Below are 22,312 nucleotides of genomic sequence, written 5' to 3'. Positions count from 1 at the left end.
TTGTAAGATTTCTTAAGGCCAAAGCTGTCGGTCCGGCCGGCCGTGTATAATTGTTATCAAGCGAAAATCGAAGGAGCGATTTCATGACAGAAGTGGTTATCGTCAGTGCAGCCCGCACGCCGATCGGTAAGTTGAATGGCGCGCTGGCGCAGGAATCCGCCGTGGCGCTGGGCGCGGCTGCGGCCAAGGCGGCCATTGCGCGCGCAGGCATTGACCCGCACCGTATCGATCAGGCGGTGTTCGGCAACGTGCTGCAGGCCAACAGTGGCCAGAACGTGGCCCGTCAGATCGCGCTTCAGGCGGGGATGACGACAGAGAGCTCGGCGATGACGGTCAATGAAGTCTGCGGGTCGGGGCTGAAGGCGGTGCGGCTTGGCCAAAGCGCGATTCTGCTCGGCGATGCGGACGTTGTGCTGGTTGGCGGCACGGAGAGTATGAGCCAGACGCCGTACTACACGACGAAAATGCGAGCCGGCCACGCGCTGGGCAACGTCGAATTGGTTGACGGCGTCATGCGCGACGGCCTGACCGATGCCTTCACCGGGCTGCCGATGGGCATCACGGCGGAGAATGTCGCCGATCAGTTCAACGTGACCCGCGAGGCCCAGGATCAGTTTGCCCTTGCCTCACACCAAAAGGCCGTCGCCGCTCAGCAAACGGGGGCGTTTGTCGACGAAATCGTGCCGGTGACGGTGAAAATCAAGCGCGGCGCCGTGGTCGTTAGCCAGGACGAAGGACCGCGCCCAGATACCAGCCTGGAGAAGCTTGCCAAGTTGCGGCCGGCCTTCAAGCAGGGAGGCACAGTCACCGCCGGCAACGCCAGCGGCATCAACGACGGTGCCGCGGCGCTGATTTTGATGCGCAAGGACTTGGCGGACCAGGAGGGGATTCCATACCTCGCGACCATCAGCAGCTACAGCGAAGGCGGCATCGACCCGAATTTCATGGGTTATGCGCCCAAGCGCGTGATTGAAAAACTGCTGAAGCGAACTGGTTCCCAATTGGATGCAATCGACCTGTTTGAGGTCAACGAGGCGTTTGCCGCGCAAAGTATCGCTGTGGCTAATGAGCTGGCGCTTAATCCCGCCAAGCTTAACGTGAACGGCGGTGCGCTGGCGCTCGGCCATCCGCTCGGCGCTTCCGGCGCGCGGGTGCTGGTCACACTGCTTTACGCGCTGAAAAATCGAAATCAGCATTCCGGTGTCGCGGCGCTTTGCGTCGGCGGTGGCATCGGTGTGGCCATGCAGGTGGCGCGGCCATGACGAAATTTTACGAGCAAACGCCAGAGGAGCGGCGGGCGCAGCTGATCGCGGAAGGCGCGCTGACGGCGCAAGACGCCGAGTGCCTGGCCGCGCCGGGCTTGCACGCCGATGTGGCGGCCAATCTCAGTGAGAACCAGATTGGCCAGTACGCGCTGCCGATCGGCGTTGCACGGAATCTGACCGTCAATGGGGTGGTGCGCCAGGTCGCGCTGGCGACAGAAGAGCCGTCCGTCGTCGCGGCCGCCAGTAACGGCGCTCGTCTGGCCAATCTGAACGGCGGGGTGAAGGCCAGCGCTGAGCCGCACCGGGTGATTGCTGAAGTCGTGTTTGACGGCTTGGCCGACAATGGTGACGCTGAACGCGTGATGGCGCAGCACCGCGCGCTGCTGTTTGCGGCGGCTACGGCGGCTCACCCTTCTGCGGTGAAGCGCGGCGGCGGATTCAAGGAATTGACGTGTGTTCGCCGCGGCCGTTTTTTCGTGATCCAGCTGACCATCGATCCCAGTCTGGCAATGGGCGCAAATTTGGCCAACACGATTGCCGAGGCGGTGGCGACTGCGGCTTCTGGGCTGCTCGATCACCCTGCGCTGGTGGCGATTTTGACTAACGGCAGCAGCGAGTTGGTGCGTGCCGAGGTGACGCTCTCGCCGGCGACGATCGCGACCGAAGCAGGGAACGGCATTGCCATTGCCGCAAAAATCGCGGCGCTGAGTGATTTGGCGCAAAGCGATCCGATGCGCGCGGCGACGCATAACAAAGGCATCATGAACGGGATTGACGCCTCAGTGCTTGCCACTGGCAACGACACGCGCGCGGTGGCCGCCGCGATCAGTGCTTACAGCAAAGGGCAACCGCTCAGCACTTGGCAGCTCGAAGGGGATCAGTTGGTCGGACGAATCAAACTGCCCTTGCCGGTCGGGGTGGTGGGTGGTGCCATCAGCGCGTTGCCCAAGGCGCAAGCGGCCTTGCGCCTTGGCGGCTTTGACACTGTCGCCGACTTGCAGATGAGTCTCGCCGCGCTGGGGCTGGTGCAGAATCTGGCCGCATTGCGCGCCTTGGCCGGACCGGGGATTCAGGCCGGTCACATGGCGCTGCAGGCCCGGGCGCTGGCAATGGCGGCCGGGGCGACTGGCACTGAGATCGAAGCCGTCGCGGCGAAGCTCACACCAGAGGCGCGCGACCTGACTTCTGCCAGACAACTGTTGAACGAGCTTAGGGGGAAACAGTAAATGGACATTGGAATCGATCAACTGGGGCTATACAGCCCGGATTTTTACATTGATTTACGGCAGCTGGCTGAGGTGCGCGGCGTCGACCCGGATAAATACACGATCGGGATCGGCCAGGATGAGCAGGCCGTCCCGCCGTCCAGCCAGGACGTCGTCACCATGGGCGCTGCGGCAGTCCAGCAGATTCAGGCCAGTATTGATGCGGAGCGCCTGGGCCTCATCGTCCTGGGCACCGAAAGCGGCGTCGACGCCAGCAAGGCCGGCGCGCTCTTCATTCAAAAGCTGACCGGACTGCCCCAGACGGCGCGGGTGCTAGAAATCAAGGAGGCGTGTTACGGCGGCACCGCTGGGCTGATGATGGCGCGCGATTACGTGGCCGTGCATCCGACCAAGCAGGCACTGGTGATCGCCGCCGACATTGCGCGCTACGGCCTGAATACGGCCGGCGAGGTCACCCAAGGCGCCGGCGCTGTCGCAATGCTGGTCAGTGCGGCACCACGGCTGCTGGTCATCAATGACGATTCCGCCGTGCATGCTGAGGACATTGGTGATTTCTGGCGGCCGGTGTACACGGACCAGGCGCTGGCCCGCGGCAAGTATTCTACCGAGCAGTACCTGCGCTTCTTCCAGCTGGCTTGGGCCGCTTATAAAAAGACCACCGGTTTAGGGCTGGCTGACTTCAAGGCGCTGACCTTCCATCTGCCTTACACCAAAATGGGGCTCAAGGCGCTGCGGCAGGTGCTGCCGGAAGCAGATGCAGCCAAGCAGCAGGACCTGCTCATGCATTTTGATCACAGCATTCAGTACAGTCGGCGCATTGGCAACCTTTACACCGGCTCGCTGTACCTGGGGCTGCTGTCGCTCTTGGAAAATGACAGCAGCTTGGCCGCTGGCGACCGGCTGGGCTTGTTCTCTTACGGTTCCGGGGCGGTCGGGGAGTTCTTCTCGGCGGTGCTTGTCGAAGGGTTCGAAAAACAGTTGCACGGCGCCGCGCATGTTGGCGCACTGAACGCCCGGCGCGCTTTGAGCATTGCCGAGTACGAGCGCGTTTTTCAGGACGCCGTCCCGTATGCAAAGGCGGATTACCAAACCAATCCCGACTATTACGCCGGCCCGTTTATTTTGACCGGCGTGACCGGCCAAGAGCGCCAGTACCGGGCCCGATAGCAAGTGAAGCCGATCAGCGTTGCTGCTGGTCGGTTTTTTTCGGCTTAGTTAGGTCAAAAAGTGGCGAGGCGATTTGGTGTAAGCGTGGCCACAGCGTGTGTTAAAGTATGGCTAACGGTGTTCATTTAAATTTGCTTGTATTTGGTAAGCTGTTTGCGTATACTAAAAGACGTCAATACTTATTAAACGTAAGTAGAATAATTCTGGAGGCGAGACCATGACAAAAATCAATGCAGCAGACGCTGGACTGAAGGTTATCGAAAGTTGGGGCGTCAAAAATATTTACGGGTTGCCTGGTGGGTCTTTTGACTCGACCATGAACGCGATTTATAACCGCAAGGACACGCTGAACTACATTCAGGTACGCCATGAAGAAGTTGGCGCGTTGGCCGCGGTCGGTGAGGCCAAGGTGACTGGCAAGATCGGTGTGACCTTTGGCTCAGCCGGCCCTGGCGCCGTCCACCTGCTGAACGGGTTGTATGACGCGCAGTGGGATCATGTGCCAGTGCTCGCGCTGGTTGGCCAGGTGCCGACGAGTGCGATGAACACCAATTTCTTCCAGGAAATGAACGAGAATCCGATGTTTGCGGATGTTTCTGTCTACAACCGCACCGTGATGACCGCCGAGCAGCTGCCCGCCGTGATCGATGACGCGATCGCGCAGGCCTACGCCAAGAGCGGCGTGGCAGTCGTCACGATTCCAAAGGACCTGGGCTGGCAGGAAATTGAGGACAATTATGTTTCTCGCGCAGCGGACTACCAGAAGCCGCTCCTGCCAGAGCCGCCAGCAGAAAAAATCGCGGCGGCGGCCAAGCTTTTGACCGAGGCGAAGCACCCGTTGCTGTACGTCGGCAACGGCGCCCGCGGTGCGCGCGAGGAGATTATTGCCTTGTCCGAAAAGCTGAATGCGCCGATTCTGACGTCTGCGCTTGGCAAGGGAATTATCCCGGATTCCTACAAGGCTAACATGGGCTCCGCCGGGCGCGTGGCCTCCAAGCCAGGGATCGAAATTGCATCAAACACAGATGCAGTGCTGTTCCTGGGCTCGGACATGCCGTTCCAGAGCTTCTTCATCGGCCCTCAGGCCAAGTACATCCAAGTCGACATTGATAGCGCCAAGTTTGGCCGCCGTCACCATGTTGACGTGGCCATCCTAGCTGATGCCAAGAAGACGGCAGTCGCTTTGACCAACGCCATCGCCCAGCAGCCTGAAACTGGCTGGTACCGGGCCGCGCTGAAGAACAAACAGAACTGGGCTGACTGGATGAAGTCGTTTGAGGACGACGATGAGACGCCGCTGCGCGTTGAGCCAGTCTTCAAGCAGATCAATGACATGGCGACTGACGACGCGATTTTCCAAGTCGATGTCGGCAATGTCACTATCAACGGCATGCGCTATTTGAACACCGACAAGCACCAGCGCTTCACCACCAGCGGCTGGTACGCGACGATGGGTTACGCCCTGCCGGCGGCCATCGGCGCCAAGGCGGAATACCCGGATCGCCAGGTATGGTCGATTTCTGGTGACGGCGGCTTTGCGATGGTCATGCAGGACATTCTGACGCAGGTCAAGTACCACATGCCAATCATCAACGTGGTCCTGACCAACGAGTCCCTGGGCTTCATTGAGGCCGAGCAGGACGACACCAAGCAGCCGCACTCCGGGGTCGATTTGATCGATGCCGATTACGGCACTGCGGCCGCAGCGCTGGGTGCCACTGGCTTTGAGGTGCACACGCTGGCCGAGCTGAAGGAGGCCTTTGCCAAGGCTAAGGACGCCAAGGGGCCGGTCGTGATCGATGTCAAGATCTCCGACCTGCGGCCAATTCCTGTTGAGCAGCTAGTTCTGGACAAGCAGACGCAAGACCCTGCGGCCGTCGATGCCTTCGTCAAGAAGTATCACGCCGAGAGCCTGATTCCGTTCCGCCAGATCCTGGCCGACGAGGAAAAGTAATTTATTGGCTTCTTTGAGAGCTGGCAGTTTGTTGCCAGCTCTTTTTCATGACCATTCCTGACCGGCCGGTGGTCCGGGCACTGTGGTATATTGGTAGTTATAGTAACCGTGAAGGTGGTTGAGAAAAAATGAAGATTCTGATCGTAGGGGCGGGGCTGTTCGGTGCCGTCAGCGCCAACGAGTTGGCCAAGCGCGGCGATGACATCACGGTCATCGACAAGCGCGACCACATTGCCGGCAACATTTACACCAAAGAAGTCGAAGGCATTCAGGTGCACCAGTACGGCGCACATATTTTCCACACGGTCAGCAAGCAGGTCTGGGATTACGTGCACCAGTTCGCGGCCTTCAACCGGTACACGAACGAGGTCGTCGCCAACTACAAGGGCGAGCTTTACAACCTGCCATTTAACATGAACACATTCAACAAAATGTGGGGCGTGATCACTCCGGCGGAGGCGCAAGCCAAAATTGCTGAGCAGCGCGCGGTGCTGAACGGCAAAAAGCCTGAGAACCTCGAGGAGCAGGCCATTTCGCTGGTCGGCACAGACATTTATACCAAGCTGATCAAGGATTACACCGCCAAGCAGTGGGGTCGCGCCCCCAAGGAGCTGCCAAGCTTCATCATCCGCCGGCTGCCGGTGCGCTTCACGTTTGACAACAACTACTTCAACGACCCGTACCAGGGCATTCCCATCGGCGGCTACACCCAGATCGTCGAGAAAATGCTCGATCACCCGAACGTTAAAGTCCAGCTCAACACCGATTTTCTGGCGAACAAGGACGCCTACCTGAAAGACTACGACCGGATCATTTACACCGGGATGATCGACGAGTTCTTCGATTACCGCTTCGGCGAGCTTGAATACCGCAGCCTGCGCTTTGACACGCAGGTCCTCGATCAGGACAACTATCAAGGCAACGCGGTCATCAACTACACCGACGGCGACACTAAGTTCACGCGGATCATTGAGCACAAGTGGTTCGAGTTCGGCGCCGGCAACAAGGGTAAGACCGTGGTCACGCACGAGTACCCGCAGAACTGGTCGCGCGGCGTGGAACCGTACTACCCGGTCAACAATCAGGACAACGACCACCTGTTCACGAAGTACCGCAACTACGCCACTGAAAACTTCCCGCAGATCACCTTTGGCGGGCGGCTTGGCATGTACCGTTACTACAACATGGATCAAGTCATCGCGGCGGCCTTGCAGTTCTTGGCGCACTTTGACAAGTAAGAGAAAAGTAAAAAGAGGCTGCCCAGTCAATTGCGACTGGGCAGCCTCATTTTGGTCTGCTTGGTTACTGGGCGCGCTTCAGCACCGCCTGGATGAGGGCCTCAGTCGAGGTGAACACCTCTCCATTCAGCTTGATCAGGCCGACCGTGTAGAGATTGAGATAATGGAACTGATTCTCTGCGACGTCTTGGAGCGCGGCCAGCTTTTGCTGGTTGGTGGCGCCCAGCCGCCGCGAGTCGGTGTAAAGGCCGAGAATGGGGATGTGCTTGGCGTAGGCGACCCCAATTTCGGTGGCCACGCCGACGTCGATGGTGGGGCCGTCCAAGATTGCAATCATCAGGTCGGCTGCCAGGACTTTGTCAGTGTCCGCCTGGGCGATCATCTTGGAATCCGCATAGGCGTTCTTGTCATTGATGCTGGCATTTTCCTGCGGCAGGTAGATGTCCAAGCTGGGGTCGGCCTGGCGGAGTTTGGCCACCAGCTGCGCGTTAAAGGCAAAATCGGCCTCGCTGAACAAGGCGTTGGCAAAATAAATTTTCATGAAGGGTCCTCCTTACTTTCGCGTGAACTTGACAACGGCTTCGCAGCGCGCCGTTTGCGGGAACATGTCGACGGATTGAATGTAGTCGACCTGGTAGGCACGGGTCAGCGGCACCAGGTCGCGGGCCAAGGTCGACGGGTTGCAGGAAATGTAGACGAACTGCTGCGGCCTTGCCTTGAGCAAAGCGTCGATGAATGGCCGCTCGAGGCCAGACCGAGGCGGATCGACAATCACGGCGTCGGGTTTAAAGCCTTGCGCGAGCCACTGCGGGAACAGGTCCTCGGCGGTGCCCAGTTCGTAGTGGACATTCGTGACGCCGTTCAGTTTGGCGTTGCGGTTGGCGTCGTCAACGGCGGCGGAGATGATCTCCATGCCGCGCACCTCACCGGCCGCCTTGGCCAAGCTGATGCCGATGGTGCCGATGCCGGCGTAGGCGTCAACCAGCTTGGCGCCAGGCCGCAGATCCAAGGCCTTGAGCGCCTCAGTGTACAGGACCTCGGTTTGCGCCGGATTCAGCTGCAGGAAGGCCTGCGGGGAGACCTCAAAATTGCGGCCCAGCAGCTGTTCGGTGATGTAGGGTTGACCGGCCAGCAGCTGCGTCTCCGGACCCCAGATCAGCGAGGTCTCGCCGGGGTTGATGTTTTGCGACACTGAAACCACATCAGGCAGCTGGGCAGAGATGCCCGCCAAAAGCTGCGCCTTGTGCGGCAGCTTAGGGGAGTTAGTGACGAACGTGACCTGGACCTCGCCGGTGGCGGCGGATTCACGCACCACCAGCGTTTTGATAATGCCGGCGTGTTTTTGCTCGTCGTAAATCGGCACGGCCAGCTCCTCAAGCAGCTGGCACAGGGCAGTCACCACCTGCATGGTCTTTGGCCGCTGGGTCAAAAACGTGGTCAGCGGCACCAGGTGATGCGAGTGGGGCGCGTACAGGCCGGCGCGCACGTGGCCGTCGATCACCCGGACAGGAAATTGCGCCTTGTTGCGGTAATGCGTCGGGTCGGCCGCGCCAATCGTGGGGCGCAGCTCGTAATGCTGCCAGCCGGCCGGCTTGAACTTAGCCAGGCTTTGCGCGACGACATCCCGTTTGAATTGCAGCTGGGCGGGGTAGGCGAGGTGGTTGAGCTCGACGCCGCCGATCTGGCCGTACAGCGGCTCAGCGGGCTTCACGCGATTGGGCGAGGCTTTTTTCACCCGGTGGGTGACGGCCTCCAGGTAGCGGTCGTGGACGGCGCTCACTTGCGCCACAACGACCTCGCCAGGCAGCGCGCCTTCAACAAAGGTGATTTTGCGTTTGTAGTAACCGATTCCACGACCGTTAATGTCCAGTCGCTTGATCGTCAGCGGGAAGCGAGTCCCGACTTGCACTGTGTTTTCCATGTGGCACTTCCTTTGCCCGTATTATAGCGGACATGGCACGGGTGCACCAACTCGGGTATAATTCTTGCAGGAGGAAACAACCGTGAAAATCAGACTAGCATCAAATTCTTCAAGAAAAATGGTCGCTTACATCACACACAACGGCGAGGTTCAGGAACTGATGACCGGCACCGAGATGACGCTGCCCGTGCGCCGCGGCGATACGGTGACGTTCAAGGTGGGGCACTATTCGCGCACGCATCAGCTGAATTTTCAGTCGCCGGACGCGAGCTTCGTGCTCGAACCCAATCGCAACCTGGTTTACGCATACATGATTGCCCTGGTCGTGTTGATTGCGGCGGTGTGGTACTTCAAAGCGATTTCGAACACCGTGTTAACGGTGCTGGTGGTGATCGCACTGATCATTTTTGAGGCGGTCAACTATTTCAACGGGTACCGGGCAGTGCCGGTCCACCGGTAGGGGCGCGAGATGAATTTACTAAATGGGAACGGCTTTTTAATCGTGCTGCTGATACTGTTGGCGTTTGGCATTATCGGGTACTTGCTGAACAACGTGGTCGTGCTGATCGCGCTGCTCGTCGCCGTGGTGGTCCTGGTTATCGCCAAAATCGCCCTGCGCCCGCGGCCAAATAAAAAGGACTGATTGAAATCAGTCCCTTGCGGCCAACATTTGCGGCCTCACCTTGTACAACGTGTTCATGAGGTTGTAGAAATCATCTTGTTCCGGCGCCAGCTGCCAATTGATGACCCGCACGCGGGCCAGCCGCTCAGCGGAATAGTAACGGTCCAGCACGCCGTTGGTGTTGAGGGTCGTGATGATGACATCCGGCAGCTTTTGGGCATCCGGAGGTATGAGCTTGACATAGTGCAGTCCCTTGAGAAAAGTGAACAGGTCGCGGCTCATAAAGGTGCCCTCATCCACGATCACGGTCACCTTGAGCTGGTGGTCAACATTCAGCTCAGGAAAGTCAGGCGCGATGACGGTGTAGAGTTGCAGGTACATGGTGCTGTAGTACTCGGCCAGCGCACCGACTGCCTCGGGCTGGAGCTGGTCGAAGTACTCGCGGATCAGTGCCGGCAGGCGGCCTTTTTTGGCCTCGTTGGCATCACGGTTGAGAAAGTCCAGCCGCGTGGCAAAACGGCCGTCCAAGTTCAGGTAGGAAAAAGCGATGCGGTGCAGGTTGGCCAGCAGCACAGCGTGATTTTCAGGCCTGGCCTCGGGCGTGCTCGGATCGCAGGCCGCCAGCAGGAAGTCCAGCAACCCCTGGGCAAAGCGGTGCACCGGCGTGTCTGGCACGGCTAGCCGCTCCATAATAATTTGATCTTGTGCAGTCAGCGTCTCACGCATCGACACGTAATGCATTCGGCAAAGGTCATAGTGATTCCGCTCACATTCCAGGGCTGCCGGACTGAGGTCAGGGAAGTGTGCAGTGCTGTACACTTGGCGGCTGGTGTCATCGGGGGCAAACAGCGCTGGCAGCTGCTCACTTGGCGAAACCACGTGTCCGCTTCGGATCCGCATGGCCTGGATTGCTAGGATCATCAAGTCTTGCTTGTTCGGCACGGCCGTTGGCGTATAAAGACCGCCGCGCCGTTTTTGATTCAGCAAATCAAAGGCGGCCTTGGCCTTCTTGAAGGCGGCCTCGGAAAACGGCCAGCCCACGCCTCGGTAAGCGAGCAGGTAAAAGGTTAAAATCAAGAGCCGAATTTGGGTTTCGGAACCATCCGGCGCCCACGTGCTGGCGTCAAGGCGAATCTCTTTGCCTTGCATGTAGCGCCGAAATGGGGCAATCCGCCGGCGCAGGGTGGAGATGCTGGTCGCCGTGGTCGCACAAAACTGGTGCACGTTGGCGGCGCCGGTGCGAAAGGCGTAATCGAAAAAGCGAAAGGCCATTGACTGGTTCAACAGGTGGAAGCGGTACTCGTCGACCGTGAGCGGTCCGGCGACCTGCGTGAAGCCCTCGCTGGTGTTGGTCACCGGCTTGCCGGGATACATTTCCTGAACGTCGGCCATGATTTCCTGATAGGCGTTATAAGTTTGCGAGTAGCTGAGGCCGGATTCCTGAGTCAGCCGGTTAATGGTGAAGTTAGTCGTTGCGTGGGCTTTCATTAGTCGAAAGACCTGATAAGTGGTCGTTGTCCGCTTATCAAAGAAATAATCTTCGAACAAACCATCCACCCCTTTATCGACACACTTTAATTAAGTTATATTGTACCATAACAAGTCATGGAATAATTCTTTTGAGGAGGTCGCCAGATGCAAACAATTACTAAAATTTCTGCCCAGAAACGCCGTGGCAGGTACAATATTTTCCTCGACGGCAAGTATGCGTTTGCCGTCAGCGAAGGCACTCTGGTCAAGTATCGGCTGATCAAGGGGCTTGAGTTGGCACCGGAGGACGTCAAGGCGGTGCAGGCGGCTGAGGTGGCAGCGGTGGCCAATGCCACGGCGCTGAACTTCATCAGCCACCAGCCGCGTACGGTGCATGAAGTGCGCGACCGGCTGCGGCAAGACGAGGTGCCCGAGGAAGTCATCAAACAAGTCACGGATCACCTCAAGGCCATTCGCCTGCTGGACGATGCGCAGTACGCCGATATTTTGGTGCGCGACAACCTCTCAATGGGCGAGCGCGGACCGCGCCAGGTCGAAGCCCGTCTGCGGGAAAAAGGCGTGCACCCGGACATCGCCGCCCAGGCGGTGGAACACGTTACGGCTGACCAGTGGCGCACGGTGGCCAATCGCGTCGCCAAAAAAGCGGCCCGCCGCACCCAGCACAAGCCCTTCAAGGATCAGCAAGCCAAGATTCGCCTCGCCCTGATGCAAAAAGGGTTCGAGGGTGCTGTGGCCAGCGCCGCGCTGGCCGATTTACATCTCGAACCTGATCCGGAGCAGGAGGCCGACCTTTTGACCCGTGAGGTCGAAAAACAGTGGCGCCTCAAACGGAAGTACACCGGCTTTGATCGGCGCAATCGGGTCAAGCAGGCCCTGGTGCGCAAGGGGTTTGACTACGATGCGATCGATGCGGCGCTCGCGCGGCTGGAGGAGGACGAGTAGGACCCTAGCTGGCGCCTGGCCTTTCTGTTATACTTGAAAGGACAAAAAGATAATGCTGAAAGCTGGATAACCCAATGCGAATCCCTAAGGAAGGCGATTATGTCGCCATTCAGAGCTACAAGCACGATGGGAGCTTGCACCGGACATGGCGGGATACCATGGTCCTCAAGACCAGCGAAGACGCAATTATCGGTTGTAACGATCACACTTTGGTGACCGAATCCGATGGCAGACGATGGCTGACGCGTGAGCCGGCAATCGTGTATTTTCATAAACATTACTGGTTCAATGTGATCGCAATGATCAGAGAAGGCGGCGTGTCTTACTATTGCAACCTCGCCAGTCCTTCCGTGTTGGATCAGGAAGCGCTGAAATATATCGACTATGACTTGGACGTGAAGGTCTTCCCGGATGGGGAGAAGCGCCTGCTCGACGTCGATGAATACGAGGCACACAGCCGTAAATGGCAATACCCGCAAACCACTGACCGCATCTTGAAGGCCAACGTGCGTGTGCTTGTCGATTGGATCAACCATGGCAAAGGGCCGTTTTCAGCGGCTTATGTGGATTTATGGTACAACCGGTACTTGCAACTGTCTCACCGGGTGTAAGCTTCGGCGCGAGGAACACTCGCGCTGTTTTTGTAAGAAGGTGTGAGGACTGACGGTCTTAGCACGATGGCTAGTCTGGACTGTCCCAGCGACCGCAGAGCGGGCGTTGGGGCGGGCCTGACTGGACATTCGTGCGTTGTCAGTCCGAGCCCGATTATGGCGTTAAGACTCTGGCCTTTAGCACGATGGCTAGCTTGGACTGCCCTGGCGGCCGCGGAGCGGGCGTTAGGGCAGTCCTTGCTAGACATTCGCGCGTTGTCAGTCGGAACCCGATTAAGCGCGGCCCAGCCCGCGCCTTGTGATGGAGGATAAATCATGACAGAATTGATCGATCAACCCGCCAGCCAGTTTGTTGGCCGGGTGTACACCGCCGAAAGCAGCGACCAGATGGGCACGTTTTACCCGGCCTGGCAGGATTTTGAAGGCGCCGGCTACTTTGATCAGCTGGACGCTTTGTGCGAGCAGCCCAACCGGACCTACCTAGTCGTGTTTTCCCCGTACGGCAATTTTCAGTACTGGATCGGCAGCCTGACCCCGGTGGGCGTAGACGCGCCGGCAGGGCTGGAAGCTGTGCCGCTGCCGGCCGGGACGGTGGGCAAGGCGGAGGACCCGGTCAACGGGGTGCTCAACCAGCTGCCGGTGCAAACCACAGTTGGGAAGGGCTTTGAGATGCTGGAAAAAGCCGGCTTCACAATTCCTGCTCACATTGGCCAAACCGATAATCCGTATTACCTGGAGTCGTATCCGGTGGTGGATGGCCAAGTCAGTGAGGTGCACTACCTGCTGTACATCAACAAGGACCAAATGGAGGGCTACGATGAGTTCGATTGATCATGACAGAATGCTCGCCGGTCGGCTGTACGATGCCGGCGCCGAGGACTTGCACCAGGCGCGCATGCGCAGCCGGCTGCTCACCGAATCATACAATCGCACCAGCGTTGCCGACCAGGCGGGCCGCCGCACGATCCTCACGCAACTTTTCAAGGCCTTTGGCGAAGGGGGCTACATCGAGCCGCGCCTGCAGGTCGACTACGGCAGCCACATCAGTATCGGCAAAAACTTTTACGCGAACTACGATCCCATCTTGCTGGACGTGGCGCCAATCACCATCGGCGACAACGTGCTGATGGGACCGCGCGTGAGTCTGCTGACGCCGGCGCACCCGATCGATACTGATGTGCGCAATGCAGGGCTCGAGTACGCCAAGCCGATCACGATCGGCGATAATGTCTGGTTTGGCGGCGAATGCACTGTGCTGCCTGGGGTGACCATTGGCAGCAATGTCGTCATCGGCGCCGGTGCCGTGGTGACCAAGGACGTGCCCGACTCGGTGGTCGTGGTCGGCAATCCGGCCCGGGTCATGCGGCCGATTACGGATGCTGACGCTCAGTTCTGGCAGGCCAAGCAGCAGGCTTACCTCGCGGACATGACGACGCAGGCTCCAACAGAATAACCTGGCATGAGGAGGGGCGCGGATGCCCAAAAATCGGCTTGAAGCCTTTACCGATGGTGTGATCGCCATCATCATCACAATCATGGTTTTGGAACTGCACGCCCCAAGCACTGGCAGCTGGGCCGCACTGTGGCAGATGCGCGGGATTTTTGCCATTTATTTCGTGTCGTTCTTCACGCTGGCGGTGTATTGGAACAATCACCATCACCTGTTCCTGCTGGTCAAGCGGATCAACGGGCGTGTGTTGTGGGCCAACATCCTGTTTCTCTTTGCGGCCTCGTTTTTCCCGTTTGCCACAGACTGGGTGGGTGCCACTCACGTGCTGGCGCGCGCACCAGAGATGACTTACGGGTTCGTGGTGCTGGCCACCGACGTCACGTACTGGCTGCTGATTCAGACGCTGATCCGGGCCGACCGCCACAATGCGGCACTCAAAGACTTGCTCGGGCAGGGCTACTACAAACCGATCGTCACGATTGGCGGCAATGTGATCGCGATTTTGGCCGCGTTTATCTGGCCAGGTTTGACCATCATCATCGATGTGCTGCTGCTATTGTTGTGGGTGCGCCCCGAGCGCCGCATTGAGCACCATGTGCATCAAAGCCGCGCTTTGCCCGATGAAAAAGGCCGCCAGTAAAAAATGGCGACCTTTTTCGTGTGTTTAGGCAAAAATGCGGTGCATCTCGCGATGGCGAATGCCGGCGTCCAAAAATTCTGGCTTTTCGGTGAGCGTGTAACCCAGCGCCTTGTAAAACCCGACCGCCTGGACCTGGGCGCCTAAGCGCAGTTCGTGAGCACCATGGGCCTCAGCGTAGTCTGCGAGGTGTTCAAGCAGCACCTTGCCGACGCCGTGATGACGGTACGGGGCCAGAACGGCGACGCGCTGCACGTGAAAGCCGTAATCGGCCGGCAGCAAACGCGCGGTGGCCACGGCTAGCCCGTCATCATAGGCGACAAAGTACGTGGCCTTGGCTTCGTCTTGGTCGACCTCGCGTTCAGGTGACACGTGCTGCTCCTTGACAAAGACGGTGGTGCGAATGGCGAGCGCGTCTTGGTAAACTGAGCTGTTGGTATCGGTGCTAACTTTGAATTCCATCTTCAGTATCGACTTCCTGTTTTGGTTTATAGGGTAATGCGTGTATTATAGACCATACCGAAAGAAGGTGTGAATAGTGTTTCAGAAAATCCGTGAATCTAAACTCATGTTCTGGTCGCTTGAAGCCTTAATCATCGTGGCGTTAATCATCGGGCTGACGAACTTGAGCTTTTTGTTCAAACCGATCGCGACGTTTTTCTCGACATTATTGATTCCGTTCATCGCGGCCGGCTTTTTGTTCTACCTGTTTAATCCGCTGGTCAACTGGCTGGGCAAGCTGAAGCTGCCGCGGCCGGCCGCCATTGCGCTGATTTTTGTGGTAGTGCTGGCGCTGCTGGGGTTTCTGGTGGCGACCATCATTCCCAACCTGATCGACCAGGTCACGCAACTGATCTCCGGGTTGCCCGGCTTTGTCCGCGAACTGCGCGACGACTTGACTCAGCTGTCGCATTACCGCTGGTACCAGAAGTTTGGGGTGGCTAAGCTGGTCAGCAAGATGCAGGTCGAACCGGCGAAAATCTTGCAGAACGTGCTGGGCGACTTTTCGGCGGGCGTGCCCGGCCTGATTGGCTCCGTCGCGTCGGTCGTGATCGGCGCAATCACCATCCCTGTGCTGCTGTTTTACATGCTGAAGGATGGGAACCGCTTCGTGCCGGCAGTGCAGCGGCTTTTGCCGGACCGCTACGGCGAGGAGATTCAAACCGTTTTCACCCGAATGAACCAGACGCTGTCGCATTACATTGCGGGGCAGGCCATTGAGTGTCTGTTCGTCGGCACGTTCACCTTCATCGGTTATTTGATTATCGGCATGCCTTACGCGTTTCTGCTCGGGTTCGTAGCCGGCGTTGTCACCATCATTCCGTACCTCGGCCCGTACATCGGGATCGCCCCGGCGCTGTTGATTGCCCTGACCGTCGGCTGGGGCAAGGTCGCCTTGGTGATCGTGGTGGTGCTGATCGTACAGCAAACCGACGGGAACCTGATTTACCCGAACGTGATTGGCCGCAGTCTCAATATTCATCCGCTGACCATCATTGTGCTTCTGCTGGTGGCGGGCAACATCTGGGGCATTTTAGGCACCATTTTGGCGGTACCAGTTTACGCGGTGATCAAAACGCTGCTGACCTATGCGCTGGAGCTTTACCGATTCCACCGCAACCAGGCGGCCCAAGAGCCGCTTTTGGCCAAGCCGACTGACCAGCAGCCCAAACCTTAATTGCTTGCCGGGTCAGCGGTCAAGCCGGTAAAATTATAGTTATCAACAGCGCGGCGAAAGGATGAACAGTTTATGAGTGGTGATTCAGGCGGGGCCTTATGGGGCCAGTTGCTTTTGATCGTAATTTTAACCGTGGTCAACGCGTGCTTTGCGGCCGCAGAAATCGCGGTGGTGTCTTTGAGCCGCAGCAAAATTCAGGGCCAGGCCAAGGCCGGCGACAAAAAGGCGGCAAAGCTCCTGAAGATCATGAACAACTCCACCAATTTTTTGGCGACGATTCAAGTCGGCATCACCTTCGCCGGCTTCTTTGCGTCGGCTTCGGCGGCCACCACGCTGGCCGGGCGCATCGAGCCGTGGTTTGGCAACGTGAGTTTTGCGCATGAGCTGGCAGTCTTGCTGGTTACCGTGATGCTGTCGTACTTCTCGCTGGTGTTCGGCGAGCTCTACCCCAAGCAGGTGGCACTGCAAATGACGGAAAAGGTGGCCAAGGCCGCCGTCACCCCGATTTCCGTGATTGGGGTGGCACTGCGCCCGTTTGTCTGGCTGCTGTCAGCGTCGACCAACCTGCTGCTGAAACTCACCCCAATTAAGTTCAACACCGATCAAAATCAGGTGACCCGTGAGGAAATGACCGCGATGATCGAAAGCGGCAAGCAGTCAGGGGCCATCGACCCGGATGAGTACGCGATGCTGGAAGGCATCATCAGCCTGTCCAACAAGCTGGCCCGCGAGGTCATGGTCCCGCGGATCGACGCCTTCATGGTCGACGCTGACCAGCCGGACCAAGCCGCCATTGACGCAATTTTGGGCAATGTGTACTCGCGCATCCCGATTTATCAAAAAGACAAGGACAACGTGGTCGGGATCGTGCACATCAAAAATCTGCTGAGTCAGGCGCGCAAGGTCGGCTTCGCCCAGGTCCGCCTGGAAGACATCATGACCGACCCGCTGTTTGTGCCGGAAACCATCAGTATTGACGACCTGCTGACTGAGATGCGCATTCGCCACCAGCAAATGGGCATCCTGCTTGACGAGTATGGCGGGGTCGTCGGCCTGGTGACGATTGAGGACCTGCTGGAGGAAATCGTCGGCGACATCGACGACGAGTCTGATGCCACCACGGTCAATTACACCAAGCTGGACCAGGACGATTACCTGGTGAACGGCCGCATGACGCTCAGCGATTTCAACGAGGCCTTTGGCACGGACCTGCAGGCGCCGGATGTTGACACGATTGCCGGCTACGTGATCAACGCACTCGGCGTTATTCCCAGCACCCACAAGCAGGAAACCGTCCCGATTCCCGGCGGCACGCTGACGTCCGGCAAAATTGAAAATTCCCGGCTGGTCAACGTGCATCTGCACCTGCCCGTCAAAGCAGCTTCGGCCAGTGAAGCCAGCGAGCCGTAATGTTTGATTGAAGAAGCGCGCGTTCTTCTTTATAATGGTGAGAAGACTAGGTCCCATTGACTGGGACTTTTTTCGTGAAAGGACGGTTTTCCCAATGTAGCAAGCGGCCATTGTCTGTCACTACCGCAATTGAAAGGACCACTTATGAAACCACAAGAATTAAAAGCCGCGGTAGACAAGCGCCGCACTTTTGCCATCATTTCTCACCCTGATGCCGGGAAAACCACCATCACCGAGCAGCTGCTGTTGTTCGGCGGCGTGATCCGCGAGGCTGGGACGGTCAAGGGCAGAAAGTCGAGCCACTTCGCTAAGTCGGACTGGATGGCCATTGAAAAGCAGCGCGGGATCTCGGTCACCAGCTCTGTGCTGCAATTCCAGTACGCCGGCAAGCAGATCAACATTTTGGACACGCCGGGGCATGAGGACTTTTCCGAAGACACGTACCGCACCCTGATGGCCGTCGACGCGGCGGTCATGGTCATCGACTCCGCCAAGGGGATCGAGGCCCAGACCAAGAAACTGTTCAAGGTCGTCAAACAGCGCGGCATTCCGATTTTTACCTTCATGAACAAGCTGGACCGCGACGGCCGGGAGCCGTTGGACCTGATCGCTGAGCTGGAAGACCTGCTGGGCATTGAAGGTTACGCGATGAACTGGCCGATGGGCATGGGCAAGGGCCTGGCCGGGTTGTACGACCGCGTCGACCACCGTATCGAGCTGTATCGCGAAAACGAGGCAGGCGAAAAGTACCTGCCGCTGGACGAGAACGGCAAGCTGGATCCCAGCGAGCCGCTGGCCAATGACTCGGTTTACACCGACACCTTGGACAGCATTGAGCTGCTCAACGACGCCGGCAACCAATTCGACCTGAAAAAGGTGATGAAAGGCGACCAGACGCCGGTGTTCTTCGGCTCCGCGCTGACCAACTTTGGCGTTGAGACCTTCCTTAAGCACTTCGTTGACATGGCGCCGGCACCCGGGCCGCACAAGCTGCGAGACGGGCGTGAGATCAGTCCGACCGACCCGAATTTCTCCGGGTTTGTCTTCAAGATCCAGGCCAACATGAACCCGAACCACCGCGACCGCATTGCCTTTGTCCGCATCGGCGCCGGCGAGTTCGAGCGGGGCATGGATGTCACGCTGGCAAGAACTGGCAAGGTGCTCCGGCTGAACAACTCGACCGAGTTCATGGCCGACACCCGCGAGCAGGTGCAAACCGCCGTGGCCGGTGACATCGTCGGCCTGTACGACACCGGTAATTTTCAAATCGGCGACTCGATTTACGCCGGCAAGGACCCGGTGGAATACGAGAAGCTGCCGCAGTTCACCCCGGAGCTGTTCATGCGCGTGACGCCAAAAAACGTCATGAAGCAAAAGAGCTTCCACAAGGGGATGCAACAGCTGGTCCAGGAAGGTGCGGTGCAGCTTTATCGCACCTACACCACCAACGACTACATCCTCGGTGCGGTCGGCCAGCTGCAGTTTGAGGTGTTCAAGTTCCGCATGCAAAATGAGTACAACTCAGAAGTTGTGATGACGCCGATCGGCAGCCGGGTCGCACGCTGGATCGATCCCGACCAGCTGGATGAGAAAATGTCGTCCAGCCGCAATTTGCTGGTCAAGGATTCGCAGGGCCTGCCGCTGTTCCTGTTTGAAAATCAGTACGCCGAGCGGTGGTTTGCCGATAAGTACCCGGACGTCAAGCTGACAGCCAAGCTGTAAGCAGAAAGGAAGCTGAACAATGGCAGAATCAGAAAACAAACATAATGAGGCCGCGCGCAGTATCACCAATGATGACCTGCTGGGCAAGTGGCGGACTTTTTCCCTGGACAATAACGATGAGAACATGAGTGACTTTCTGTCCGAACTGGTGGACCACGCGACGCTGCTGATGGTCGTGCTGGCCGATCAGGAGATCAAGACGGACGAAAACGGCCGCGCGCAGGTCGATCAGGACGTGCAGATGCAGTTTCCGCTGATGTCCAGTGAAGACAGGCAAAACATTCAGCCGGTGTTCACCGACTGGCAGGAAGTTAACTCGCTGTTCGACAACTGGAGTCAGCACGACCTGCAGCAAAACGTCGATCAGGCGTCCATCCTGCCGATCGCGTTCTCCGATTTGGCCGAGCTGATCGACCAAAACCAGGAAGTCGACGGCATTGCGATCAACCCGTTCTCCGACAATATCTACTTCTCCCGGGAGACCCTAGCTGACCTGGCCAACCAGCAGAAGCAGCACCACGCCGACAACAATGAGGTCAAAGTTGCTGTGTCCGAGCCTGACCACTTGCCAGACGGCTTTGAGGATATGCTGCAAGGCGAGCTGAAGGGCAGCGGCGTTAAGCAGGGCTGGCTGCGCGTGCTGAGCTACGATGGCACCGAACACCTAGTCTTGATCTTGGATGCGGCAGGCATGGCAGACGAGCAGCTGCGGCCGTTGACCCAGCAGCTGGGCGAACGCGGCGACAAGGCGCTGGCGTCGATCGATCTGCAGCTGTCGGTTGTCCCGCTGGACGATGACAGCCAGCCGATGGTCGAAGGTATTGAGCCGTTTTTCAAAGCGTAGCACGTTAAAAGGCCACGGTCGTCCCAATTATCGGATGACCGTGGCCTTTTGCATGTCTGAGTTAGAGCAGATCAACGAGGCTGGCAAGCACGTACGAGTCGTCGCTCAGGCGGTACCAGCGGCTGCCGTCGGTGCCATACACAGTGGCCAGCAGGGCAACCGTCGCGCCCGCGGCCAGGGGCTTCAGGCGCTGGCCATACGGCTTGGCCCAGCGCGTCAGCGACCCACTGGTGTTGACCTGACCGACGGCTTGAAGCGGCTGGGCGTTAAAGCTGACACGGTCGGTGGTGAGTTTGAGCTGAGTCGGCCCAGGCAGGAACGGATTGCTGTTTTGCGGCTGCGTGTTCGCAGTGGTGATCCACTGGCTGCCGCCAAGATCCAGGAAGACTTCACCCGCTTGATTCTTGGCGAGGCCAAACACGCGCCAAAACGAGCCAGCTGGCAGCATGGTGGCATAGACCTGCGCCTTCACCGGGGTCGGGTAGGCCGGCTTGGCCTGACGCAACTCAACGTACGCGCTTTGCGGGTCGGCGTAGGTGAGACTTGGCCCCAGCTGGTAGGTGAAGTGCAACACTTGGGCGGTGTGCGTGAAGCGGCCGCGCTGCGGCGCACTTGGAACGGCGTGGTCCTTGAAGGCGGGCAAAGGTTCTGCCGTGAATGCCGCGTTGAGCCGGCCGACCAGCATCGTTGGCGCAGCCAGCAGGCGGCCGGTTTCATCGCGGTGATACACCGCGACTGGGGCGGCGACGTGTGGATCGTAAAGCAGGTAGACGACCGCCTGGCTCGCCGGAAAGCGCGTCAGATAGTTCGTGACGGAAAACAGCTCGTAGCCTTCAATTTGCGGGATCGCAATGTTCAGCCGCGCACCGATCGGCCCGCGCACAATGCTGGGCCGTCGCAGTTCGGCAGCACTGCCGCGCTCGCGGTAATAAATGGCGACACTAACATAGCGGCTGGTCGCACCGGTCGCCGGCGGCAAGGCATTTGCCTGTTGCGGCTGGCTGGCCGCAGCGCGCACCGGTCGGGCTGAAGTTGATGTGGGGTTTGGCGTCTTGCTCGCAGTTTTGCGCGGGCGGCGCTTAAACCAGTTCGCAAGTGATTGAAACAGGCCCATGGTGTCCTCCATGCAAAAAAAGCCGGCAACTGCCGGCTTTTTTTAGAATTCCTCGGTTGCCAGCGATACTTCGGCGAGCTTATCGCCGTGAATGACGTTGACATCCGCAAAGGCGACGTGGGCCAACTTATCCAGCGCAAAGGCGATCTCAGCATCTTTGATGTTGCGCTTATCATTGGTGAACAGCAGCTCATCATGAGAGGCCGCCCGCGTGTAAATCACCGTGGTGCTGCCAAGTGAATAGACTTTAATGTAGTTCGTGTCGGTATGGGCGAGCTGTTGCGCCACCAGGTGCGGGTAGCTATTGGTGATATCGATCAACCGCATAATTAATGCCCCCAGTCTCTAGTTTCCTGTCTTCATTATAAGTGAACCGGCCGGAAAAACCAAAAGTTTCTGCGCCGCCGGTGAATTTCGCCGCTCGCCGCCAAGTTTGCTAAACTGGAGGCAGGAGGCGACAGTCATGACCCTGCAAAGTGAACCGGTCCGGCCGGCGAGTCGGTATTATTTTCCCGTTCTCAAGTTGTACCAGCGCGCGTTTCCTAAAGAGGAAAAAGTCCCCCTGGTGTGGCTGCTCGCCAACAGCAGGCGGGCAGGCATTGATTTTCTAGCGTGGCACGACGGCGCCCGGTTTGTTGGCCTGACATTTACCGTGACGACCAAAGCCCTGACGTACCTGATTTTTCTGGCGACCGCGGAGACCGTGCGCGGGCAGGGCGTTGGCTCGGCCATCTTGGACCGGCTGGCGGCGCGCTTTGATGGGCGGCCCTTGGTGCTGGCCCTGGAGCCGCAAGATGACGCCGCCTCAAATGTTCGGCAGCGGCGCTCCCGGCTGGCGTTTTACCAACGCAACGGGTTTGTGCTGCAGCCTTACCAGGTGGTCGACCTCGGGGTGGCCTATGACACCATGGCCCGCAACGGCCGTTTTGCGCCAGCGCAGTTCGATGCGCTGATGCGCGGGTACACTGGCTGGTTTTATCCGTGGTATGGCTCCAAAATCTTGCGCAAGTAGTCAAAAGG

General features: G+C 58.5%; 23 protein-coding genes. 17 read left to right on the top strand and 6 right to left on the bottom strand.

The window, feature by feature from the left end:
- Positions 1–83 precede the first annotated feature (83 nt).
- The 5 genes from JUF21_RS01370 to glf all read left to right on the top strand — a co-directional run bounded on the left by JUF21_RS01370 (position 84) and on the right by glf (position 6,850).
- Positions 84–1,262 (top strand): acetyl-CoA C-acetyltransferase, encoded by a 1,179-nt coding sequence (locus JUF21_RS01370; RefSeq protein WP_203662627.1) that lies wholly within the window; start codon positions 84–86, stop codon positions 1,260–1,262.
- Positions 1,259–2,491 (top strand): hydroxymethylglutaryl-CoA reductase, degradative, encoded by a 1,233-nt coding sequence (locus tag JUF21_RS01365; RefSeq protein ID WP_203624012.1) that lies wholly within the window; start codon positions 1,259–1,261, stop codon positions 2,489–2,491. The genes JUF21_RS01370 and JUF21_RS01365 overlap by 4 nt, the downstream gene beginning before the upstream one ends.
- Positions 2,492–3,658: a hydroxymethylglutaryl-CoA synthase gene (locus tag JUF21_RS01360; RefSeq protein WP_203624013.1), complete on the top strand. Its 1,167-nt coding sequence runs from the start codon at positions 2,492–2,494 to the stop codon at positions 3,656–3,658.
- 217 nt (positions 3,659–3,875) lie between these two features.
- Positions 3,876–5,612 carry a pyruvate oxidase gene (gene spxB, locus JUF21_RS01355; protein ID WP_203662626.1) on the top strand — a complete coding sequence of 579 codons (1,737 nt, stop codon included), beginning with the start codon at positions 3,876–3,878 and terminating at the stop codon, positions 5,610–5,612.
- Positions 5,613–5,740: 128 nt separating this feature from the next.
- Positions 5,741–6,850 (top strand): UDP-galactopyranose mutase, encoded by a 1,110-nt coding sequence (gene glf, locus JUF21_RS01350; RefSeq protein ID WP_203624015.1) that lies wholly within the window; start codon positions 5,741–5,743, stop codon positions 6,848–6,850.
- Between the two features lie 64 nt (positions 6,851–6,914).
- Here glf and JUF21_RS01345 read toward each other — a convergent pair whose 3' ends face one another.
- Positions 6,915–7,391 (bottom strand): nucleoside 2-deoxyribosyltransferase, encoded by a 477-nt coding sequence (locus JUF21_RS01345; protein WP_203624016.1) that lies wholly within the window; start codon positions 7,389–7,391, stop codon positions 6,915–6,917.
- A 12-nt stretch (positions 7,392–7,403) separates the two neighbouring features.
- Entirely contained in the window at positions 7,404–8,771 is a 1,368-nt protein-coding gene (gene rlmD, locus JUF21_RS01340; RefSeq protein ID WP_203662624.1) for a 23S rRNA (uracil(1939)-C(5))-methyltransferase RlmD, read from the bottom strand.
- 82 nt (positions 8,772–8,853) lie between these two features.
- Here rlmD and JUF21_RS01335 point away from each other — a divergent pair, with 82 nt between their 5' ends.
- On the top strand, positions 8,854–9,231 hold the full coding sequence (locus JUF21_RS01335) for a hypothetical protein (RefSeq protein WP_203624018.1): 378 nt from the start codon (positions 8,854–8,856) through the stop codon (positions 9,229–9,231).
- A gap of 9 nt (positions 9,232–9,240) precedes the next feature.
- The gene (locus JUF21_RS01330; protein WP_164506270.1) at positions 9,241–9,414 is read left to right on the top strand and encodes a hypothetical protein; all 174 of its coding nucleotides are present in this window, start codon (positions 9,241–9,243) and stop codon (positions 9,412–9,414) included.
- Positions 9,415–9,420: 6 nt separating this feature from the next.
- On the opposite strand, the gene JUF21_RS01325 is transcribed toward JUF21_RS01330, so the two are convergent.
- Positions 9,421–10,941 carry a helix-turn-helix domain-containing protein gene (locus JUF21_RS01325; protein WP_203624019.1) on the bottom strand — a complete coding sequence of 507 codons (1,521 nt, stop codon included), beginning with the start codon at positions 10,939–10,941 and terminating at the stop codon, positions 9,421–9,423.
- Positions 10,942–11,028: 87 nt separating this feature from the next.
- On the opposite strand from JUF21_RS01325, the gene recX reads away from it, so the two are divergent.
- From recX to JUF21_RS01300, 5 genes are all read left to right on the top strand, one after another.
- Positions 11,029–11,826, top strand: coding sequence for a recombination regulator RecX (gene recX, locus JUF21_RS01320; protein ID WP_203662622.1), 798 nt, complete (start codon positions 11,029–11,031; stop codon positions 11,824–11,826).
- 74 nt (positions 11,827–11,900) lie between these two features.
- A complete protein-coding gene (locus JUF21_RS01315) occupies positions 11,901–12,437 on the top strand; it encodes a DUF402 domain-containing protein (RefSeq protein WP_125755279.1) in 537 nt (178 codons plus the stop codon).
- 315 nt (positions 12,438–12,752) lie between these two features.
- Entirely contained in the window at positions 12,753–13,268 is a 516-nt protein-coding gene (locus JUF21_RS01310; RefSeq protein WP_203624021.1) for a hypothetical protein, read from the top strand.
- Positions 13,255–13,890, top strand: coding sequence for a sugar O-acetyltransferase (locus tag JUF21_RS01305; protein ID WP_203624022.1), 636 nt, complete (start codon positions 13,255–13,257; stop codon positions 13,888–13,890). Before JUF21_RS01310 ends, JUF21_RS01305 begins: the two co-directional genes overlap by 14 nt.
- A 22-nt stretch (positions 13,891–13,912) precedes the next feature.
- A complete protein-coding gene (locus JUF21_RS01300; RefSeq protein WP_203624023.1) occupies positions 13,913–14,527 on the top strand; it encodes a TMEM175 family protein in 615 nt (204 codons plus the stop codon).
- Positions 14,528–14,551: 24 nt separating this feature from the next.
- Here JUF21_RS01300 and JUF21_RS01295 read toward each other — a convergent pair whose 3' ends face one another.
- Positions 14,552–14,986 carry a GNAT family N-acetyltransferase gene (locus tag JUF21_RS01295; protein WP_203624024.1) on the bottom strand — a complete coding sequence of 145 codons (435 nt, stop codon included), beginning with the start codon at positions 14,984–14,986 and terminating at the stop codon, positions 14,552–14,554.
- Between the two features lie 76 nt (positions 14,987–15,062).
- Here JUF21_RS01295 and JUF21_RS01290 point away from each other — a divergent pair, with 76 nt between their 5' ends.
- The 4 genes from JUF21_RS01290 to JUF21_RS01275 all read left to right on the top strand — a co-directional run bounded on the left by JUF21_RS01290 (position 15,063) and on the right by JUF21_RS01275 (position 20,178).
- Positions 15,063–16,202, top strand: coding sequence for an AI-2E family transporter (locus tag JUF21_RS01290; protein ID WP_203624025.1), 1,140 nt, complete (start codon positions 15,063–15,065; stop codon positions 16,200–16,202).
- Between the two features lie 72 nt (positions 16,203–16,274).
- Complete coding sequence (locus tag JUF21_RS01285) at positions 16,275–17,612, top strand: hemolysin family protein (protein WP_203624026.1); 1,338 nt, start codon at positions 16,275–16,277, stop codon at positions 17,610–17,612.
- A gap of 144 nt (positions 17,613–17,756) precedes the next feature.
- Complete coding sequence (locus JUF21_RS01280) at positions 17,757–19,334, top strand: peptide chain release factor 3 (RefSeq protein WP_203624027.1); 1,578 nt, start codon at positions 17,757–17,759, stop codon at positions 19,332–19,334.
- A 19-nt stretch (positions 19,335–19,353) separates the two neighbouring features.
- Positions 19,354–20,178, top strand: coding sequence for an SseB family protein (locus JUF21_RS01275; RefSeq protein WP_203624028.1), 825 nt, complete (start codon positions 19,354–19,356; stop codon positions 20,176–20,178).
- 61 nt (positions 20,179–20,239) lie between these two features.
- Here JUF21_RS01275 and JUF21_RS01270 read toward each other — a convergent pair whose 3' ends face one another.
- Entirely contained in the window at positions 20,240–21,292 is a 1,053-nt protein-coding gene (locus JUF21_RS01270; protein ID WP_203624029.1) for a MucBP domain-containing protein, read from the bottom strand.
- 42 nt (positions 21,293–21,334) lie between these two features.
- On the bottom strand, positions 21,335–21,619 hold the full coding sequence (locus tag JUF21_RS01265) for a DUF1827 family protein (RefSeq protein WP_125755299.1): 285 nt from the start codon (positions 21,617–21,619) through the stop codon (positions 21,335–21,337).
- 136 nt (positions 21,620–21,755) lie between these two features.
- Here JUF21_RS01265 and JUF21_RS01260 point away from each other — a divergent pair, with 136 nt between their 5' ends.
- Positions 21,756–22,304, top strand: coding sequence for a GNAT family N-acetyltransferase (locus JUF21_RS01260; protein WP_203624030.1), 549 nt, complete (start codon positions 21,756–21,758; stop codon positions 22,302–22,304).
- Positions 22,305–22,312: the final 8 nt, after the last annotated feature.

This window comes from Lacticaseibacillus sp. 53-4 (assembly GCF_016861805.1).
GTDB lineage: Bacteria > Bacillota > Bacilli > Lactobacillales > Lactobacillaceae > Lacticaseibacillus.
Note: the sequence above shows the minus strand (reverse complement) of the source record. Positions and strands in the feature narration are given on the sequence as shown.

Bases quoted from the DNA above. Each gene is read 5' to 3' on its own strand.
- JUF21_RS01370 (WP_203662627.1), top strand. From the start codon at position 84: ATGACAGAAGTGGTTATCGTCAGTGCAGCCCGCACGCCGATCGGTAAG.
- JUF21_RS01365 (WP_203624012.1), top strand. From the start codon at position 1,259: ATGACGAAATTTTACGAGCAAACGCCAGAGGAGCGGCGGGCGCAGCTG.
- JUF21_RS01360 (WP_203624013.1), top strand. From the start codon at position 2,492: ATGGACATTGGAATCGATCAACTGGGGCTATACAGCCCGGATTTTTAC.
- spxB (WP_203662626.1), top strand. From the start codon at position 3,876: ATGACAAAAATCAATGCAGCAGACGCTGGACTGAAGGTTATCGAAAGT.
- glf (WP_203624015.1), top strand. From the start codon at position 5,741: ATGAAGATTCTGATCGTAGGGGCGGGGCTGTTCGGTGCCGTCAGCGCC.
- JUF21_RS01345 (WP_203624016.1), bottom strand. From the start codon at position 7,391: ATGAAAATTTATTTTGCCAACGCCTTGTTCAGCGAGGCCGATTTTGCC.
- rlmD (WP_203662624.1), bottom strand. From the start codon at position 8,771: ATGGAAAACACAGTGCAAGTCGGGACTCGCTTCCCGCTGACGATCAAG.
- JUF21_RS01330 (WP_164506270.1), top strand. From the start codon at position 9,241: ATGAATTTACTAAATGGGAACGGCTTTTTAATCGTGCTGCTGATACTG.
- recX (WP_203662622.1), top strand. From the start codon at position 11,029: ATGCAAACAATTACTAAAATTTCTGCCCAGAAACGCCGTGGCAGGTAC.
- JUF21_RS01315 (WP_125755279.1), top strand. From the start codon at position 11,901: ATGCGAATCCCTAAGGAAGGCGATTATGTCGCCATTCAGAGCTACAAG.
- JUF21_RS01310 (WP_203624021.1), top strand. From the start codon at position 12,753: ATGACAGAATTGATCGATCAACCCGCCAGCCAGTTTGTTGGCCGGGTG.
- JUF21_RS01305 (WP_203624022.1), top strand. From the start codon at position 13,255: ATGAGTTCGATTGATCATGACAGAATGCTCGCCGGTCGGCTGTACGAT.
- JUF21_RS01300 (WP_203624023.1), top strand. From the start codon at position 13,913: ATGCCCAAAAATCGGCTTGAAGCCTTTACCGATGGTGTGATCGCCATC.
- JUF21_RS01295 (WP_203624024.1), bottom strand. From the start codon at position 14,986: ATGGAATTCAAAGTTAGCACCGATACCAACAGCTCAGTTTACCAAGAC.
- JUF21_RS01285 (WP_203624026.1), top strand. From the start codon at position 16,275: ATGAGTGGTGATTCAGGCGGGGCCTTATGGGGCCAGTTGCTTTTGATC.
- JUF21_RS01280 (WP_203624027.1), top strand. From the start codon at position 17,757: ATGAAACCACAAGAATTAAAAGCCGCGGTAGACAAGCGCCGCACTTTT.
- JUF21_RS01275 (WP_203624028.1), top strand. From the start codon at position 19,354: ATGGCAGAATCAGAAAACAAACATAATGAGGCCGCGCGCAGTATCACC.
- JUF21_RS01270 (WP_203624029.1), bottom strand. From the start codon at position 21,292: ATGGGCCTGTTTCAATCACTTGCGAACTGGTTTAAGCGCCGCCCGCGC.
- JUF21_RS01265 (WP_125755299.1), bottom strand. From the start codon at position 21,619: ATGCGGTTGATCGATATCACCAATAGCTACCCGCACCTGGTGGCGCAA.
- JUF21_RS01260 (WP_203624030.1), top strand. From the start codon at position 21,756: ATGACCCTGCAAAGTGAACCGGTCCGGCCGGCGAGTCGGTATTATTTT.